At 60.8% G+C, this 14671-nt stretch carries 16 protein-coding genes; 2 read left to right on the top strand and 14 right to left on the bottom strand.

Going from position 1 to position 14671, the window contains the following annotated elements; all coding sequences use genetic code 11:
* Positions 1–76 precede the first annotated feature (76 nt).
* The 14 genes from NW840_RS07905 to rpmJ all read right to left on the bottom strand — a co-directional run bounded on the left by NW840_RS07905 (position 77) and on the right by rpmJ (position 11244).
* Positions 77–1198: an ABC transporter ATP-binding protein gene (locus NW840_RS07905; RefSeq protein WP_414343519.1), complete on the bottom strand. Its 1122-nt coding sequence runs from the start codon at positions 1196–1198 to the stop codon at positions 77–79.
* Positions 1199–1477: 279 nt separating this feature from the next.
* The gene (locus NW840_RS07900; protein ID WP_414343518.1) at positions 1478–1918 is read right to left on the bottom strand and encodes an Hsp20/alpha crystallin family protein; all 441 of its coding nucleotides are present in this window, start codon (positions 1916–1918) and stop codon (positions 1478–1480) included.
* 178 nt (positions 1919–2096) lie between these two features.
* Entirely contained in the window at positions 2097–2408 is a 312-nt protein-coding gene (locus NW840_RS07895; RefSeq protein WP_414343517.1) for a PepSY domain-containing protein, read from the bottom strand.
* Positions 2409–2492: 84 nt separating this feature from the next.
* Positions 2493–5126, bottom strand: coding sequence for a bifunctional aconitate hydratase 2/2-methylisocitrate dehydratase (acnB, locus tag NW840_RS07890; protein ID WP_414343515.1), 2634 nt, complete (start codon positions 5124–5126; stop codon positions 2493–2495).
* 102 nt (positions 5127–5228) lie between these two features.
* Positions 5229–6311 (bottom strand): peptide chain release factor 1, encoded by a 1083-nt coding sequence (prfA, locus tag NW840_RS07885; RefSeq protein WP_011433196.1) that lies wholly within the window; start codon positions 6309–6311, stop codon positions 5229–5231.
* A 54-nt stretch (positions 6312–6365) separates the two neighbouring features.
* Positions 6366–6590, bottom strand: coding sequence for a 50S ribosomal protein L31 (gene rpmE, locus NW840_RS07880; RefSeq protein ID WP_414343514.1), 225 nt, complete (start codon positions 6588–6590; stop codon positions 6366–6368).
* 76 nt (positions 6591–6666) lie between these two features.
* The gene (rpsI, locus tag NW840_RS07875) at positions 6667–7077 is read right to left on the bottom strand and encodes a 30S ribosomal protein S9 (RefSeq protein WP_011433194.1); all 411 of its coding nucleotides are present in this window, start codon (positions 7075–7077) and stop codon (positions 6667–6669) included.
* On the bottom strand, positions 7074–7529 hold the full coding sequence (gene rplM / locus NW840_RS07870; protein ID WP_011433193.1) for a 50S ribosomal protein L13: 456 nt from the start codon (positions 7527–7529) through the stop codon (positions 7074–7076). The genes rpsI and rplM overlap by 4 nt, the downstream gene beginning before the upstream one ends.
* 45 nt (positions 7530–7574) lie before the next feature.
* Positions 7575–8432 carry a tRNA pseudouridine(38-40) synthase TruA gene (gene truA / locus NW840_RS07865; RefSeq protein WP_414331177.1) on the bottom strand — a complete coding sequence of 286 codons (858 nt, stop codon included), beginning with the start codon at positions 8430–8432 and terminating at the stop codon, positions 7575–7577.
* Between the two features lie 13 nt (positions 8433–8445).
* Complete coding sequence (gene rplQ, locus NW840_RS07860) at positions 8446–8796, bottom strand: 50S ribosomal protein L17 (protein WP_011433191.1); 351 nt, start codon at positions 8794–8796, stop codon at positions 8446–8448.
* 95 nt (positions 8797–8891) lie between these two features.
* Positions 8892–9899, bottom strand: a complete 1008-nt coding sequence (locus NW840_RS07855; protein WP_414343513.1) for a DNA-directed RNA polymerase subunit alpha — start codon at positions 9897–9899, stop codon at positions 8892–8894.
* A gap of 150 nt (positions 9900–10049) precedes the next feature.
* Positions 10050–10436: a 30S ribosomal protein S11 gene (rpsK, locus tag NW840_RS07850; protein WP_011433189.1), complete on the bottom strand. Its 387-nt coding sequence runs from the start codon at positions 10434–10436 to the stop codon at positions 10050–10052.
* A gap of 84 nt (positions 10437–10520) precedes the next feature.
* Positions 10521–10904 carry a 30S ribosomal protein S13 gene (rpsM, locus tag NW840_RS07845; protein WP_011433188.1) on the bottom strand — a complete coding sequence of 128 codons (384 nt, stop codon included), beginning with the start codon at positions 10902–10904 and terminating at the stop codon, positions 10521–10523.
* A gap of 223 nt (positions 10905–11127) precedes the next feature.
* The gene (rpmJ, locus tag NW840_RS07840) at positions 11128–11244 is read right to left on the bottom strand and encodes a 50S ribosomal protein L36 (RefSeq protein WP_011433187.1); all 117 of its coding nucleotides are present in this window, start codon (positions 11242–11244) and stop codon (positions 11128–11130) included.
* Between the two features lie 165 nt (positions 11245–11409).
* On the opposite strand from rpmJ, the gene NW840_RS07835 reads away from it, so the two are divergent.
* Both NW840_RS07835 and NW840_RS07830 read left to right on the top strand, forming a co-directional pair.
* Positions 11410–13398, top strand: a complete 1989-nt coding sequence (locus NW840_RS07835) for a carboxypeptidase regulatory-like domain-containing protein (protein ID WP_414343511.1) — start codon at positions 11410–11412, stop codon at positions 13396–13398.
* A gap of 88 nt (positions 13399–13486) precedes the next feature.
* On the top strand, positions 13487–14548 hold the full coding sequence (locus NW840_RS07830; protein ID WP_414343510.1) for a carboxypeptidase-like regulatory domain-containing protein: 1062 nt from the start codon (positions 13487–13489) through the stop codon (positions 14546–14548).
* Positions 14549–14671: the final 123 nt, after the last annotated feature.

Here is a 14671-nt window from a genome sequence, read left to right as displayed (position 1 = left end):
TTTCTGTCGAATAGCATCTTACAAAAGCCGCCCTAGAAGGGCGGGGCTTGTAACCCAGTTTTTTTGGTCATCGTTTTTATCCCAGCCGCTGCTCGGTTTGCGGGTCAAACAGGTGGAAGCGATCCATGTCGAAGACCACTTCTGCCCACTGGTTAACCCGAAGCTGGGTACGGGGATCCACGCGGGCCACAAACTCCTGCTCGGCCAGGATCCCTTCTCGGTCGCTGGTGCTGAGATAGAGGATTACTTCATGGCCCACCAGCTCCGTTACCGAGACCTTAGCCCGCACCGGGGCAGGTTGGATCCCTGGGGGTTGGTACTGGGGATCGTGGATGTTTTCCGGGCGGATGCCGAAGATGACCGACTTGCCCGCATATTGCCGATAGGGATCCGCCTGGTGGGGCGGGATGGCCACGCGGAAGGCGCCGGTATCGATCCAGAGGGTGCCCTCCTGCTCCCGCAGCTTGGCCTGGAAGAAATTCATGGCGGGGCTGCCGATGAACCCGGCCACAAACAGGTTGGCCGGGCGGGTGTAGAGGGTGTGGGGGGTATCCACCTGCTGCAGGCGGCCATCCTTCATGACGGCGATGCGGTTGCCCATGGTCATGGCCTCCACCTGGTCGTGGGTGACGTAGATGAAGGTGGTGCCCAGTTGCATGTGCAACTTGCTAATCTCGGCCCGCGCCTGTACCCGCAGCTTGGCATCCAAGTTGGAGAGGGGCTCATCCATCAAAAACACCGCCGGATTGCGCACGATGGCCCGCCCGACGGCAACCCGCTGCCGTTGCCCACCCGAAAGTTCCTTGGGCTTGCGGTTGAGCAGGTGTTCGATCCCAAGGCGCTTGGCCACCCCTCTGACCCGGCTTTCGATCTCCGCCCGTGGCAGGCCGCGCAGCTTGAGGCCAAAGGCCATGTTCTCGGCCACGGTCATGTGGGGGTAGAGGGCATAGGATTGGAAGACCATGGCGATATCCCGATCCTTGGGGGGGACATCGTTCACCCGTCGATCGCCAATGTAGATGGAGCCGGCGCTCACTTCTTCCAAGCCGGCCAACATGCGCAGGGAGGTGGTTTTGCCGCAGCCGGAGGGGCCGACAAAGACGAGAAATTCCCCGTCTTCGACGGTGATGTTCAGGTCATGGACGGCGGTGGTGTCTCTGTAGCGCTTGGTAACGTGTTCGTAGGTAACGCTGGCCATGCTCTCAACCTTGGCTCCGTTGCGCACTCAAACCCTATCCAAAGCGGCGGGCAAAAGTCAAATCGAGTTGAGTTGAGTTCGGTAGGGAGAGCTGGGGATCCCTGCAGCGAAGCCAGTTTATGGTCGTTGCCCCTGCCCTTGCCCCGGCCCCTTTCCCAGAAGGAGAGGGGAGCTGGGAAGCCATGGAATCTTGAACCGAAATGTAAAAAAAGGTAGGCTCATCGCCTACCTCTATGGGATCCTTTTTCCCTATTAGGAAGTTGCCTAACCTCTAGGCCATCAGGAGACAACGCTCACTTTAACCACTTGGGCTTTTTCAGAGTCCGCTTTGGGCAGAGTCAGGGTGAGGATCCCATCTTTGTATTCGGCTTTCACCTGATCGTGTTTGATCCGGCTCGGCAGCGGGATCACCCGTTGGAAGCGCCCATAACGGAATTCAGTCCGGGTTACCCCTTTGTCTTCAGAGCGCTTCTCAAATCGCCGTTCCCCAGTGATGGAGACCGCTTCGGCTGTCGCTTGGATATCCAAGTCGTTGGGGTTCAAGCCGGGCAGCTCCAGCTTCAGGGTAATGGTTTCGGGATCATCGTGCATCTCCACTGCCGGCATGAAGGCGAAGCCGTCGGCCTCGGTGGTGCGAGGGATCAACCGGTCGAACATCCGGTTCATTTCCCGTTGAATTTCGTCAATTTCCCGAAATGGATCCCAGCGGACAAGAGCCATAGAGCATCCTCCTCCTCTATTACTTTGCTTTTTTGACTTCCAGTTCGAGTTTGGAGCTTAGCTTTTGGGGCTCAACTTTAGAGGTGCAAGCAAAACCTCTATGCTTCTAGTGTAGTCAAATCCGTTCCGGGAAATGTAGGGTTTTCTGGAATGTTTCTTAGGTGTTTACCCTACAGGTTTATCCATCCAAAACCCTCTGGGACTCCGTATGTTTGGGGCGGCGATGGAGTTTTGTGGGTAACCACATACTGAGACCGGTGGCCACCATCACCAGCAGCCCCAGTCCGTTTAAGAAGGGGTAAACCGCTTGCAGGTCGAGGGGGCCCCACTGCCCTTTGTGGATTTGGATCAGCCAGTAGTAGTCGAAGTTTTCGTTAAGGCGGGCAATTTGATACAGGGATCCCGTCAGCACCGTCACCACCAACGGCAGGGCCAGAATGGGGGCAAGGGTGCGGTGGATGCGGCGGATCATCTTCGGATTCAGGGCCATTGGGCTTTCTCCAGGGCGATGGGGCGATCCCTGCCATGGTATCAGGGCGACCCAGGGCAGATTTGGAATCCTACTCCACCCTGCTCAAGAACGGATCCCGAGCAAATCCTCGATCTTGGGCATTTGCTCGGGGGGGATGACCCGTCCTTCGTCCTCAAAGCCAGGGATCTCGTGGAAGTTGAGGTAGCGATACAGCTCGCCGGCAAAGGGCTGGATCTTGGTGGAGACGATCTCTCGGTACTCCTCAGGGGTGGGGATCCGGCCCAAAAGGGCGCAGGCGGCGGCCAGCTCGGCGGATCCCAGATAAACCCGCGCGTCTTTGCCCATGCGGTTGTTGAAGTTGCGGGTGGAGGTGGACATGACGGTGGCCCCGTCTTCCACGCGGGCTTGGTTGCCCATACACAAGCTGCATCCCGGCATTTCCGTTCTGGCCCCGGCGGCAGCAAAGATGCCGTATACGCCTTCCGAGCGCAGTTGTGCCTCATCCATGCGGGTGGGCGGACAGATCCAGAATTGGCGCACCTTGGCCCGCCCTTGGCCTTCCAGGATTTTGGCGGCGGCGCGGTAGTGGCCGATGTTGGTCATGCAGGAGCCGATGAAAACTTCGTCAATCTTGATCGGCGTATCGGGGTTGCCGGCGGCGTGTTGGGCATGGACTTCGCTCAGGGTCATCACCTTGTCGGGATCGTTGGGGGCACAGACGATCGGCTCGGTGATGGTGCTGAGGTCAATTTCGATGACTTCGGCGTATTCGGCGTCGGCATCCGCCTCCAGGAGGGTGGGGTTGGCCAGCCATGCTTCCATTTTGGCGATGCGCCGCAGCAAGGTTCTCGCATCCTGGTAGCCGCGGGCGATCATGTTCTTCAGCAGCACCACGTTGGAGCGCAGATATTCTGAGACCGTCTCGATGCTCAGCTTGATGGTACAGCCGGCACAGTTGCGCTCTGCCGAGGCATCGGTAAACTCAAAAGCTTGCTCCACCTTCAGATCCGGCAGGCCCTCGATCTCCATGATGCGCCCGGCAAAGACGTTTTTCTTGCCTTTTTTCTCAACGGTGAGCAGCCCCCTCTGAATGGCCACGTAGGGGATGGCATGGACAATGTCCCGCAGGGTGATCCCCGGCTGCAGTTCCCCCTTAAAGCGCACCAGCACCGATTCCGGCATGTCCAAGGGCATCACCCCCATGGCGGCGGCAAAGGCCACCAGACCGGATCCTGCCGGGAAGGAGATCCCCAAGGGGAAGCGGGTGTGGGAGTCGCCCCCGGTGCCGACGGTATCCGGCAGGAGCATGCGGTTGAGCCAGGAGTGGATAATGCCATCGCCGGGACGCAGGACAACGCCCCCGCGGGAAGCGAAAAAGTCGGGCAGCTCTTTGTGGATCTGGATGTCCACCGGCTTGGGATAGGCGGCGGTGTGGCAGAAGCTCTGCAGCACCAGGTCGGCGTTGAAGCCCAGACAGGCCAGCTCCTTCAGCTCATCGCGGGTCATGGGGCCGGTGGTGTCCTGGGATCCCACCGTGGTAATGAGGGGCTCACAACTGGTGCCCGGGCGCACGCCTGGCAACCCACAGGCTTTGCCCACGATTTTTTGCGCTAGGGTATAGCCTTTGCCGGTGTCTGCCGGTGGAGTGGGGCGGATAAACAAGGTCGAGGGAGGCAAACCCAAGGCTTGGCGGGTTTTGTCGGTGAGGGCACGGCCAATCAACAGGGGAATACGTCCCCCCGCCCGCACTTCGTCGGGGAGAGTCACGGGCCGCAGGGAAAAGGTGGAGAGAACCTGGCCGGCCTCAGAGCGGATCACGCCTTCGTAGGGGCAAATGGTAACCACCATGCCGGTTTCCAGGCGGGAGACATCGCACTGGATGGGCAAGGCCCCGGCATCTTCGGCGGTGTTGAAGAAGATGGGCGCAATGGTGCCCCCCAGGATCACCCCCCCAGCCCGCTTGTTGGGCACATGGGGAATGTCGTGGCCGATGTGCCAGAGCAGCGAGTTGAGGGCGGATTTGCGGGAGGAGCCGGTGCCCACCACATCCCCCACAAAGGCAACGGGATGGCCGCGGCGCTTCAGCCCGGCAATGGTGACCAGGGATCCCGGAGCGCGGGACTCCAGCATGGCTTGGGCGTGGAGGGGGATATCCGGGCGGGTGGTGGCGTGGGCGGCGGGGGAAAGGTCATCGGTGTTGATCTCGCCGGCAACCTTGAACACTGTTACAGTGATTGCTGCGGCCAGGGGAGCTTTGGCGGTAAACCATTCGCCCTTGGCCCAGGACTCGATCACCTGTTGGGCATAGGCATTGCCGGACTGGCTCAGCTCCAGCACGTCGTGAAAGGCATCGAAAACCAGCAGGGTGTGGCTGAGGGCGCGGGCTGCTGCCGCTGCAATCTCACTCCGGGGATCCCGCAACAGATCCAGCAAAACCTGGACGTTGTAGCCCCCCAGCATGGTGCCCAAGAGCTCCACCGCCCGCAGGGGAGTGATCAACGGGGATTCAACCTCCTCCTTGGCCACAGCGGCCAAAAAGCCCGCTTTCACATAGGCGGCTTCATCGACCCCCGGCGGGACGCGCTCTGTTAAGAGGTGCAACAAAAAGGCTTCTTCGCCGGCAGGCGGGGCCTTCAGGAGCTCGCACACCTGGCTGGTCTGGGCAGCGTTTAAGGGCAGCGGCGGGATCCCTTGGGCCTCGCGGGCAGCGGCGTGTTGGCGGTATTCGGCCAGCATGGGGGTTTAGGCACTCGACGTGGGTATTTATTCTACCGCTAGCTCGGCAGAGGAAAGGTCCTCGAGAAGGGATCCCATTCGCTGGCGGTAACTCAGTTTGGCCTAGGATAGCTCCGCCAACAGCTCTTTTTGGTAAAGGCCAATACAAGCTTGGATCAAGTCGTCCAGCTCCCCATCCAAGATGGGCTGCAGAGGGAAATTCTGGTTGAGGCGGTGGTCGGTAACGCGGTTGTCCTTGTAGTTGTAGGTGCGAATTTTTTCCGAGCGGGATCCCGTTCCCACCTGCATGCGCCGAGCAGAGCTGATGGAGGCCTGTTGCTCCTGCAGCTTCATCTCGTAGAGTTTGGCCCGCAAAATCTGCATGGCCCGCTGGCGGTTCTGCAGTTGGGAACGCTCCTCGGTACAAAACACCCGGATCCCGGTGGGCTTGTGGAGAAGATCCACCGCCGTCTCCACCTTGTTCACGTTTTGGCCGCCTGCCCCCCCAGAACGTGCCGTTTTGATTTCGATGTCTTTCGGGTCGATGACCACCTCCACCTCGTCCACCTCTGGCATCACCGCCACCGTGGCCGTCGAGGTGTGGACACGGCCTTGCGCTTCGGTGACGGGCACCCGCTGCACCCGATGCACGCCAGCTTCAAACTTGAGCTTGCTGTACACCTGATCCCCTTGAATCTCCAGGATCGCCTCTTTGTAGCCCCCCAGCTCTCCTTCCGAGAGGCTGGCCAGACGCACCGACCAGCCCAGCTTTTCGGCGTAGCGGGTGTACATGCGGGCCAGATCCGCCGCCCACAGCGCCGCCTCCTCCCCACCGGTGCCAGCGCGAATCTCCAACATGATGTTCTTGTCGTCGTTGGGATCCCGGGGCAGCAGCAGCAGGGTGAGCTTTTCCTCCAGTTGTTCTTGGCGGGCCCGCAGTTGCTCAAGTTCCGCTCTTGCCATCGCCTCCAGCTCCGGGTCGGAGGCCGATTCCCGCAAAAGTTCTTCCGTCTGTTGCAGATCGCGATTCAGCTTTTGCCAGTCGTGAAAAGCCTGGACGGTGGCCTCCAAGGAGGAGCGGGCCTTGGCAATCCGCTGCAGCTCAGCTGGATCCGTGGCCACGTCCGGATCGGCCAAGCGCACCGTCAGCTCCTGAAAGGTGGCTTCGACATTCTTAAGCTGGTCGATCAGTTGAGCAGAAGCCATAGACTTGCGATACCCAGGAATCCAAGTATTGCCCACACCCAGATGGGGGAACCTCTACTTGGCCTTTTTGCCACCGCTCATGCCGTATTTGCGCATGAACTTCTCCACCCGGCCTTCGCTGTCGATGATCTTCTGGCTGCCGGTGAAAAAGGGATGGTTGCCCGACCAAACATCCACCCTGAGCTCCGGCTTGGTGGATCCCACCGTCATCACCACTTCGCCGTTGCAGATGACTTTGGCTTCTGGATACCACTGCGGGTGCAATCCTTTCTTGGGCATAACCCTTTCCTCCTCTGGGCCTGTTTCTATACCCTTGTCTATCAACATCTTCCTCTAAAAACAACGGCAGGGATCCCTAGCGCTTCGAGTACTGGGGAGCCTTGCGGGCCTTGCGCAGGCCGTATTTCTTCCGCTCCACGGCGCGCGGATCCCGTTTCAGATAACCCTCTACTTTCAAAGGGCCGCGATTGGCCGGATCCACCTCACAGAGGGCGCGCGCCACCCCCAGCTTGATCGCATCCGCCTGGCCGTGAACACCGCCGCCATGGGCTCGCACTAGGATATCGTAGGAGTTTTCCAGACCAAGGATCTCCAGCGGCCCCTTCACACTGGCCAGCAGGGCTTCTTGATACTGCAGATACTGGTCTCCCGGCCTGTCGTTGATGATGATTTTGCCCGTGCCGGGCACCAAACGCACGCGGGCAACGGCGGTTTTGCGGCGTCCCGTTCCCCAATAAACGGCTCGTTGGCTGCTCGCTTGAGTCATGCTTTGGCTCCTGGGATCGTGTTGAGGGGATAAACTTGGGGCTGCTGGGCCTCATGAGGGTGGTTTGGCCCGACATAAACTTTCAGCTTGGTGAATTGCCGCCGGCCCAAACGGGTGTGGGGCAACATTCCCTTGACCGCTTTTTCCACCACCCGCTCCGGCAGGCGCGCCTGCAGTTGGGCAAAGGTTTCCACTTTCATGCCGCCAGGACGGCCAGAGTGGCGGCGGTAGAGCTTTTGGGTGCGCTTTTTGCCAGTGACCACCACTTTCTCAGCGTTGATCACAATTACATAGTCCCCCGTATCCAGGTGAGGGGTGAAGTCCGGTTTATGCTTACCCCGCAAGAGGGTGGCCACAGCGGCGGCCAAGCGGCCCAGGCGCTGATTGGCAGCATCCACCAGATACCAGCGGGGCGCCAGAGTCTCGGGGTTGGGAAGGGGAGTTTTGTTCATGGCAGCCAAGGAAACATATCAGGACAAGCTTGGAGATCGCCCAGATCAACCGCAGGAATGGGCCAACGCAGCCGGCGACCGGAGGGCGGAGGGAGGCTCTGTGGGCAAGGCCCAAAAGGGCGGCGAGTGGGCGAACTGTTGACCGAAGGGATCCGCAGCATAGCCCACATCCGTCAGGCACAGCCCTTGCGGAGGAGCGCTGTAGCGGGTGCGCATCTGGCTCCAGTCGTTGTGTTGCCACAGGTGGACAAACTGTGCCGGGCTGAGCTGGCCCCGGCCCACCACCTCTAGGGATCCCACCAAGAGCCGCATCATCCGGTAGAGGAAGCCGCTGGCCTGCACCTCAATGCTGATCAAGTCCCCCAGCCGCTGGCAGAGCACCTCCTGCACCTGTACCCGCGAGTGGGGCCGATCCGATCCCCGCCGCCGGAAGGCTTCCAAGCTGTGCTCCCCCAGCAGGGAATTCAGGGCTTCCGCCATCGGCTCCACCTGCAGAGGCCAACGCACTTGCCAGCTAAAGAGGCGCCAGAACACATCCGGTCGCTCCCGGTTCAGGATCAGGTAGCGGTAACGGCGCCAGCGAGCCGAAAAGCGGGCGTGCCAGGAGTCAGGCACTTGAGCAGAAGCCAGCACTACCACATCTTCCGGCAGACAGTCGTTCAGCACCCTCGACCACTCCGCCGCAGGGATACCGGAGGTGGTGTCGAAGTGGGCCACCTGGCCTGCAGCATGAACCCCCGTATCGGTGCGACCGGCCCCATAGAGGGTTACCGGATGCCCCGCCCGCGACGCAATCGCCTCCTCCAGCACCCCTTGCACGGTACGGCGGGCTGCCTGGCGCTGCCAGCCATAGAACCTGCTGCCGAGGTACTGAATTCTCAGGGCAATGCGACGGTACGGCATGGATCCCTTTCCGCTACACCAGCTCGATGACCGCCATTTCTGCTCCATCCCCCCGCCGATGCACGGTGCGCAAGATGCGGGTATAGCCACCGGGCCGATCCCGGTAGCGCTCAGGAGCCTGCTCAAACAGGGAGCGCACCAGCTCCTTGTCGTAGATGTAGGCCAGCGCCTGTCGCCGCGCCGCCAGGGATCCCTCTTTGGCCAGGGTAATCATCTTCTCGGTGGTGGCCCGAATGGCTTTGGCGCGGGCTTTGGTGGTGGTGATCCGCCCTTCCCGCAGCAGAGCCGTGGTCAGCGCCCGCATCAGGGCCTTGCGCTGGTCGGCGGGCTTATTGAGGTGGGGGGTACGACGGCGGTGGCGCATGGTAACCTCTGTCTTGTGTCCTACACTCTTCGGGGATCCTTGCGTTTTGACGCGGTTGTGCTAGCGGTGCAGATGCTTGAGACGGAACCTAAACTCTAGGCCTTGCCTTTTTCGCGGGTGCGGGGCAGTGTCAGACCAAAGCGGGCTTTCAAAGCCTGCACCACCTCTTCGGCAGACTTCTGGCCAAAGTTTTTGATCTCCAGCAGATCTTCCTCGGTATAGAGCAGCAGATCGGCTACCGTGTTGATCTGAGCTCGCTTCAGACAGTTGTAGGCCCGTACCGAGAGCTGTAGCTCCTCGATGGGGATCTGGTTTTTTTGGTTGTCCTCGTCTGGCTTGGGCGGCACAGGAGCATCGAAGCTGACCTCCTGCAGCGGTGCGAACAAGCCCACCAAAATGCGGGCCGCTTGGCTGAGGGCCTCTTGCGGGGTGAGGCTGCCGTTGGTCCAGATTTCCAATACTAGCCGATCTTTTTCCAGGAATTGGCCCACCCGAGCTGCTTCCACAGCGTAGTTCACCTTGCGCACCGGCATGAAGACAGAGTCGATCTGCAGAAAATCAATCGCCATCGCTTTGCTGTCGGAGTAATCGACGGCGCGGTAGCCATGTCCCCGGCCAATCATGAACTCCATTTCCAAAATCGCCCCTTCCGCCAGGGTGGCAATGTGGTGACGGGGGTTGATCACCTCCACATCGCTGGGCAATTGCAGCTTCTCAGCAGTAACTTCCCCTGGCCCCTGAGCCACCAAGCGGCCCACCTGAGTCTCGGGGGAACTGGAGCGCAGCACCAGCTCCTTCATGTTTAGAAGGATCTCCATCACGTCTTCCCGCACCCCCGGCACCGTGGAAAACTCGTGGGTCACCCCGGCAATGCGTACAGCGGTCACCGCCGTCCCTTCTAGATTGGAGAGCAACACCCGCCGCAAAGCGTTGCCCACCGTGATCCCTTGGCCGCGCTCCAGTGGCCCCAGAGCAAATTTGCCGTAGTGAACGCCGTTATCATCCCGATGAGATTCAACACACTCGGTCTGGTAAGCAACAGCGCTTGAGCTCGCTTTGCTGCCGAGAGAGTGGGGGAGGGTTCGGCTGGTTTGAATCATCATAGTGGCCCCGTCCGTCTGGCTCGATATCCGTTTGGAGAACTGATGAAACTTCGAGGTCATCTCACGCTTGGGCAGACCTTCGCTGGGGCATGGCGTAGCTCTGGAGAAAACCCCCTACAGACGCTCGACCAGCCCTCAACGCGGGATCCTTCAGACACGCCGCCGCTTGGGGGGACGGCAACCGTTGTGGGGAATGGGGGTGATATCTCGAATAAGGGTAATTTCCAAGCCCGTTGCCTGTAGAGCGCGAATGGCGGTTTCTCGACCGGCTCCCGGCCCGCTCACCATCACTTCGATCTGGCGCATGCCGTTCTCCATGGCTTGACGCGCCGCACTTTCTGCTGCCATTTGGGCGGCGAAGGGAGTGCCCTTTTTGGCCCCTTTGAAGCCCGTAGAACCTGCCGAGGCCCAAGACACCACATCGCCGTTGGGATCCGTGATGGTGACGATGGTGTTGTTGAAGGTGGACTGAATGTAGGCCACCCCATTGGGGATGTTCTTTTTGACTTTACGTCCGCGCCGTTGCTGCCGAGCCATGATCCAGGTGTCCTTGCAATCGACTGTTTGGGGTTGGGATTCGGGATGGTGGAAGACTTCTGCCTTCCGCGCAAAGCCGAGCGACTACTTCTTGGCAGGAGCTTTCTTCTTGCCGGCCACCGTTTTCCTGACCCCCTTGCGGGTGCGGGCGTTGGTGCGGGTGCGCTGACCACGCACGGGCAGACCCAGGCGATGGCGACGACCTCGATAGGTGCCGATGTCGATCAGCCGCTTGATGTTCATCGCCTCCTGGCGGCGCAGATCCCCTTCCACCTGGTATTCGCCCTCCACCACCGTTCGCAGGGCGGCCACCTCAGCGTCGGTGAGGTCGCGGGTACGAGTATCCGGATTGATGCCGGTCTTCGCCAAAATTTGGCGGGAGCGGGTCAGCCCAATGCCGTAAATATAGGTCAGGGCAATCTCCACTCGCTTTTCTCGGGGGATGTCAACTCCCGCAATCCGTGCCATAGTCAGGGGTACCTTTCAAATCAAACCAACTCGAACACACTTGCCCAGTAAGGATTGAGTTGCCTGCCTGAGATGGGATCCTCATTCAGAGAAATGTTGCTGTAGAGATGCCGGTCTTGGGATCCATGCTCACCGAGAGGTCTAGCCAACGTTTTGCTCGGTTGTGTCGGAAGCCTTTGCCTCTGTCTCCCATTGCAGGCTGGACACATCCTGCATCGAACCTCTAGCCCTGCCGCTGCTTGTGCTTGGGGTTGGAAGAACAGATCACCATCACCCGACCATGGCGGCGGATGACTCGGCATTTCTCACAGATCCGACGGACGGAAGGCCGCACCTTCATGGTTGATCCTGACAAAACCAGCGAATATCCATTCTATGTTCGTCTGGGCAACCTGTCAAAATGTGTTTGGGTTTGCTGACAGCGAGCGGACAGTCGGGTTGGCTATGCTGGTTGGGCGAGGATCTCCTGAGTCAAAGTAGGCGCGACTGTGGGGTGGAGAAGGCCATGCGGTGGCAATGGCTGGTTGTGCTGAGTGGTGTGCTGGGGCTGGGATCCCCTGTGTTGGGGCAAGGGATCCCTTCGCCGGAGGCAGGCTCTTCCTCTGCTGGGAGGAACTTTTCTGCGGATGGGAACGGCCTGAGGACAGAGGGGGATTGGCTTTTGCCGTTGCGCAGCTCTGCCGATCGCATCGATGGGGTACCGGATCGGGGCTGGGTCGCGGTTGGGCTGTTGGAGGAGCAGGCGGTGACTCTGCTGGATGGGGCCAGCGGGGATCCCCTGTGGCAGGTGGCGGTGGGGTTTGCTCCCAGTGTGGTGCGGGTGGATGAGGCACGGCAGGTGGTCTACGCCTCTGGCCCCAATGCCCCTGGGCTGGTGGCCCTCGATCTGCTGACGGGGGAGCTGATTCAGGCTTATGGGTTGCCGGCAGGGGTTTTGGATATTGCCGTGGATGCGGCCACAGGGCGGGTTTTTGCCTCCCTGCCCTCTGCCCAGAGTTTGGCGGTGATGGCTGCTCCCCTTCGCAGCAGCGGTGCGGAGCACAAACGCCAAAGCGACCCCTCAGAGCAGCCGCAAGCCCGCAATTTGCCGATGCCCGGCCCTCCTTTGGCGCTGGCCTACGATGCGGAGCGGGGATCCCTGTTTGTGGGCCTAGCCGGGGAGGATCCCCTCAGTTTGCTGGTGGTCAACCCAGACAATGGGGAGTTGTTGGCCCGTTGGCGCGGCGGCAATACTCCGGAAGCGATGGCTTTGGATGCCGAACGGCAACGCTTGGTGGTGCTCAACTCCGGCAGCCAAGATCTAACAGTGCTGGATCTGAGCCGCAGCGGCGAGGCCCTGCAGCGGGTTGGCCTGGATTGGCGACCGACGCGGCTGGCCCTTTCCCCGGATGGACGTTGGGCTTACGTGACCTCCCGCGATAGCGACCGCCTGCAACTGGTGGATTTGCAGACGGGGCGATTGGCAGCCTCACTGCGGCTGCAGGGACAACCGACGGGTCTGGTGATGTTAGACGGTCGGGATCTGTGGGTGGTGGCAGCAGGGATCCCAGCTTTGCGCCGTTTGCAGGATATTCAGGCTCAAGTTGGCGACGGCGGGACAGAGGTCCTGAACGGGGGAGTCCCCTCTCCAGGCAACCGCGGTGTGGTGACCGGGCGGGTGCTGGATATTGCCGGCCAACCCGTTCAGACCGGGGTTTTGCACCTGGCCGCCACGCCAACCCAACCCAGGCAAACCGTCCGCATTGCTGCCGACGGCACTTACGTGCTGCCGGAACTGCCGGCCGGCCTGTATTTGGTGGATGTGGAGGTGCCGGGTTTTCCCCTGACCAGCACCCAGGTGGAAGTCCGGGCCGGCTTTGTCTCCACTCAGGATATTCGCCTGCCGCCAGGGGAACCGACCCGCCAGCCGGAGGGCATTGGCCTTTTGCCGGATGAACCCGTTTACTCGGATGAGCTGGCCCGCCACCTCAGCATGGCCCTGAAGGAGTTGCAGCCCCAGCGACCGGTACTGCTCTTGAAGGGGCCTTTGGGGCCGGATCCTCGGTTTGAGCCGCTTCTGCCCCTCACCCAGGGCCTAACGTTGTTGGATCGGGATGAGCGCTACACCGCCGACTTGGCCAAGCTGAAGGCCATCGGGGATGCCCTGGGATTGCGCTACATCCTTTTGACCCAGATGCAGATCTCGCGGGACTACAACCGCCAGGGCAACTCTCTGCTGAATACGGCCTTACGCTTTGTGGCCCCGACGGTGCCGGTGGAAATTCCCAACTTCACCCCCAACCAGCTGCGCAGCCGCGGGGTGGTGGTGGTGGTGGACTTGCAGAGGGATCGGCCTGGGGATCGGGCTCGCTACTACGAAGCCTATGGGCGGGATGATGTGGGCGGGGATCCGATGTTTGAAGATGCGGCAGCGGGCCTGTTTCGGCTGCAGGTGCGCAACATGGTGCCGGTGTTTGTCCAACAATGGCAAGCCAACAACCCCTTTTCGGGGTGAGGATCCCTGCAGCAGGATCTTGCCCTGTTCGCGTCAGGGGTGCGGAGCAGAATAGAACCGACTGCTACTACCGGATGCAACCTTCGCCATGCCTTTTTTCTTCTTTCATCCTCTCCGGCACAGGATTAGCTATCGCTACGCAACGCTCTCGCGAACAGGCAGTCTGGCCCTCTGCGGCTGGCTGGCACTGGCTTCAGGAGCGCTGGCTCAGGCTCCGGCCACCCCCATTCCGCGGTTGACGCCGTTGTTTCCCTCCCAAAACAGAGGGCAGCCCCAGGGAACGGCGCGGCTGGTGGGGCAGGTGAGCAACAGCGTGGGACAACCTGTGGCGGGGGCACAGGTGCAGTTGGAGGGCATGGAGAACCCCAATCAGCCGATTCAAACCGATGAGCGGGGCGCTTTTGAGCTAGACCAAGCCCCAGCCGGGCGTTGGCTGTTGACGGTGTGGCACCCCGACTATGAAAAGGCAGAGCAGGAGATCCTGCTGCAAGCGGGCCTGACCACCCCTGTGGATGTGGTTTTGCAGGTGCCCATTCGGCCTCAACCCCGTCGTCGCCTTGGCATTTTGGGGGTGGGAGGGTTGGAGCACACCCAACTGTTGGGCCAGCGCCTGGCCATAGAGGCAGTGCGTCTGGGCTTGATCCCCAACGGCGAGAAGGTGGTGCCCCTGGACAACCGTCGCATTCAGCCCATTTTGCAGAAGGTGGGCTGGCCCATCTACGAGCTGTTTGAGTGGGATCGCCGCAAGCCGGAGGCGGTGGGCCAATTTTTCGATTACCTGGGCCTGGAAGCCATCGTCATTGCCCGCGTCGATGTCCTCACCCGACCGGCTTCGCCAACGGAGCTGAGCCTGCGTTCCCGCAGCCGCCTGGAACTGTGGCGGTTTGATGAGCAAGGCAACCTTGTGGTAGATATCCTGGCCGAGGCCAGTCGCGATCAGGTGGAGCGGGGCAACCTCAATGCTGCCGAGCTGGCCCAGCTTTATCAAATCCAAGTCACCCAGATGGCTGCTGAGGTGGGATCCCGCTGGAAGGAGCATCACCCGCTGGCCCAGTACCTAGAACTGGCTCAGGGAGAAGCCCCACCCCCACGCTCTCGCCTGGATACGGCTGTGGAGCTGCGCATCCCCTCTGCCACACCGACTCCCTAGGTCTTAAGCAGAACAGCTCCGGGATCTCTTCTGTTGTCGTGAAAGGGATTGTCCTGTAAACTACCCGACTCCGACCGCTAAAGCGGTACGGAGCGGGCTTTCAGTAGCCCTGAGCCTGCTCTG

Source organism: Synechococcus sp. R5-13 (assembly GCF_047462015.1).
In the GTDB taxonomy this organism is placed as follows: domain Bacteria; phylum Cyanobacteriota; class Cyanobacteriia; order Thermostichales; family Thermostichaceae; genus Thermostichus.
Note: the sequence above shows the minus strand (reverse complement) of the source record. Positions and strands in the feature narration are given on the sequence as shown.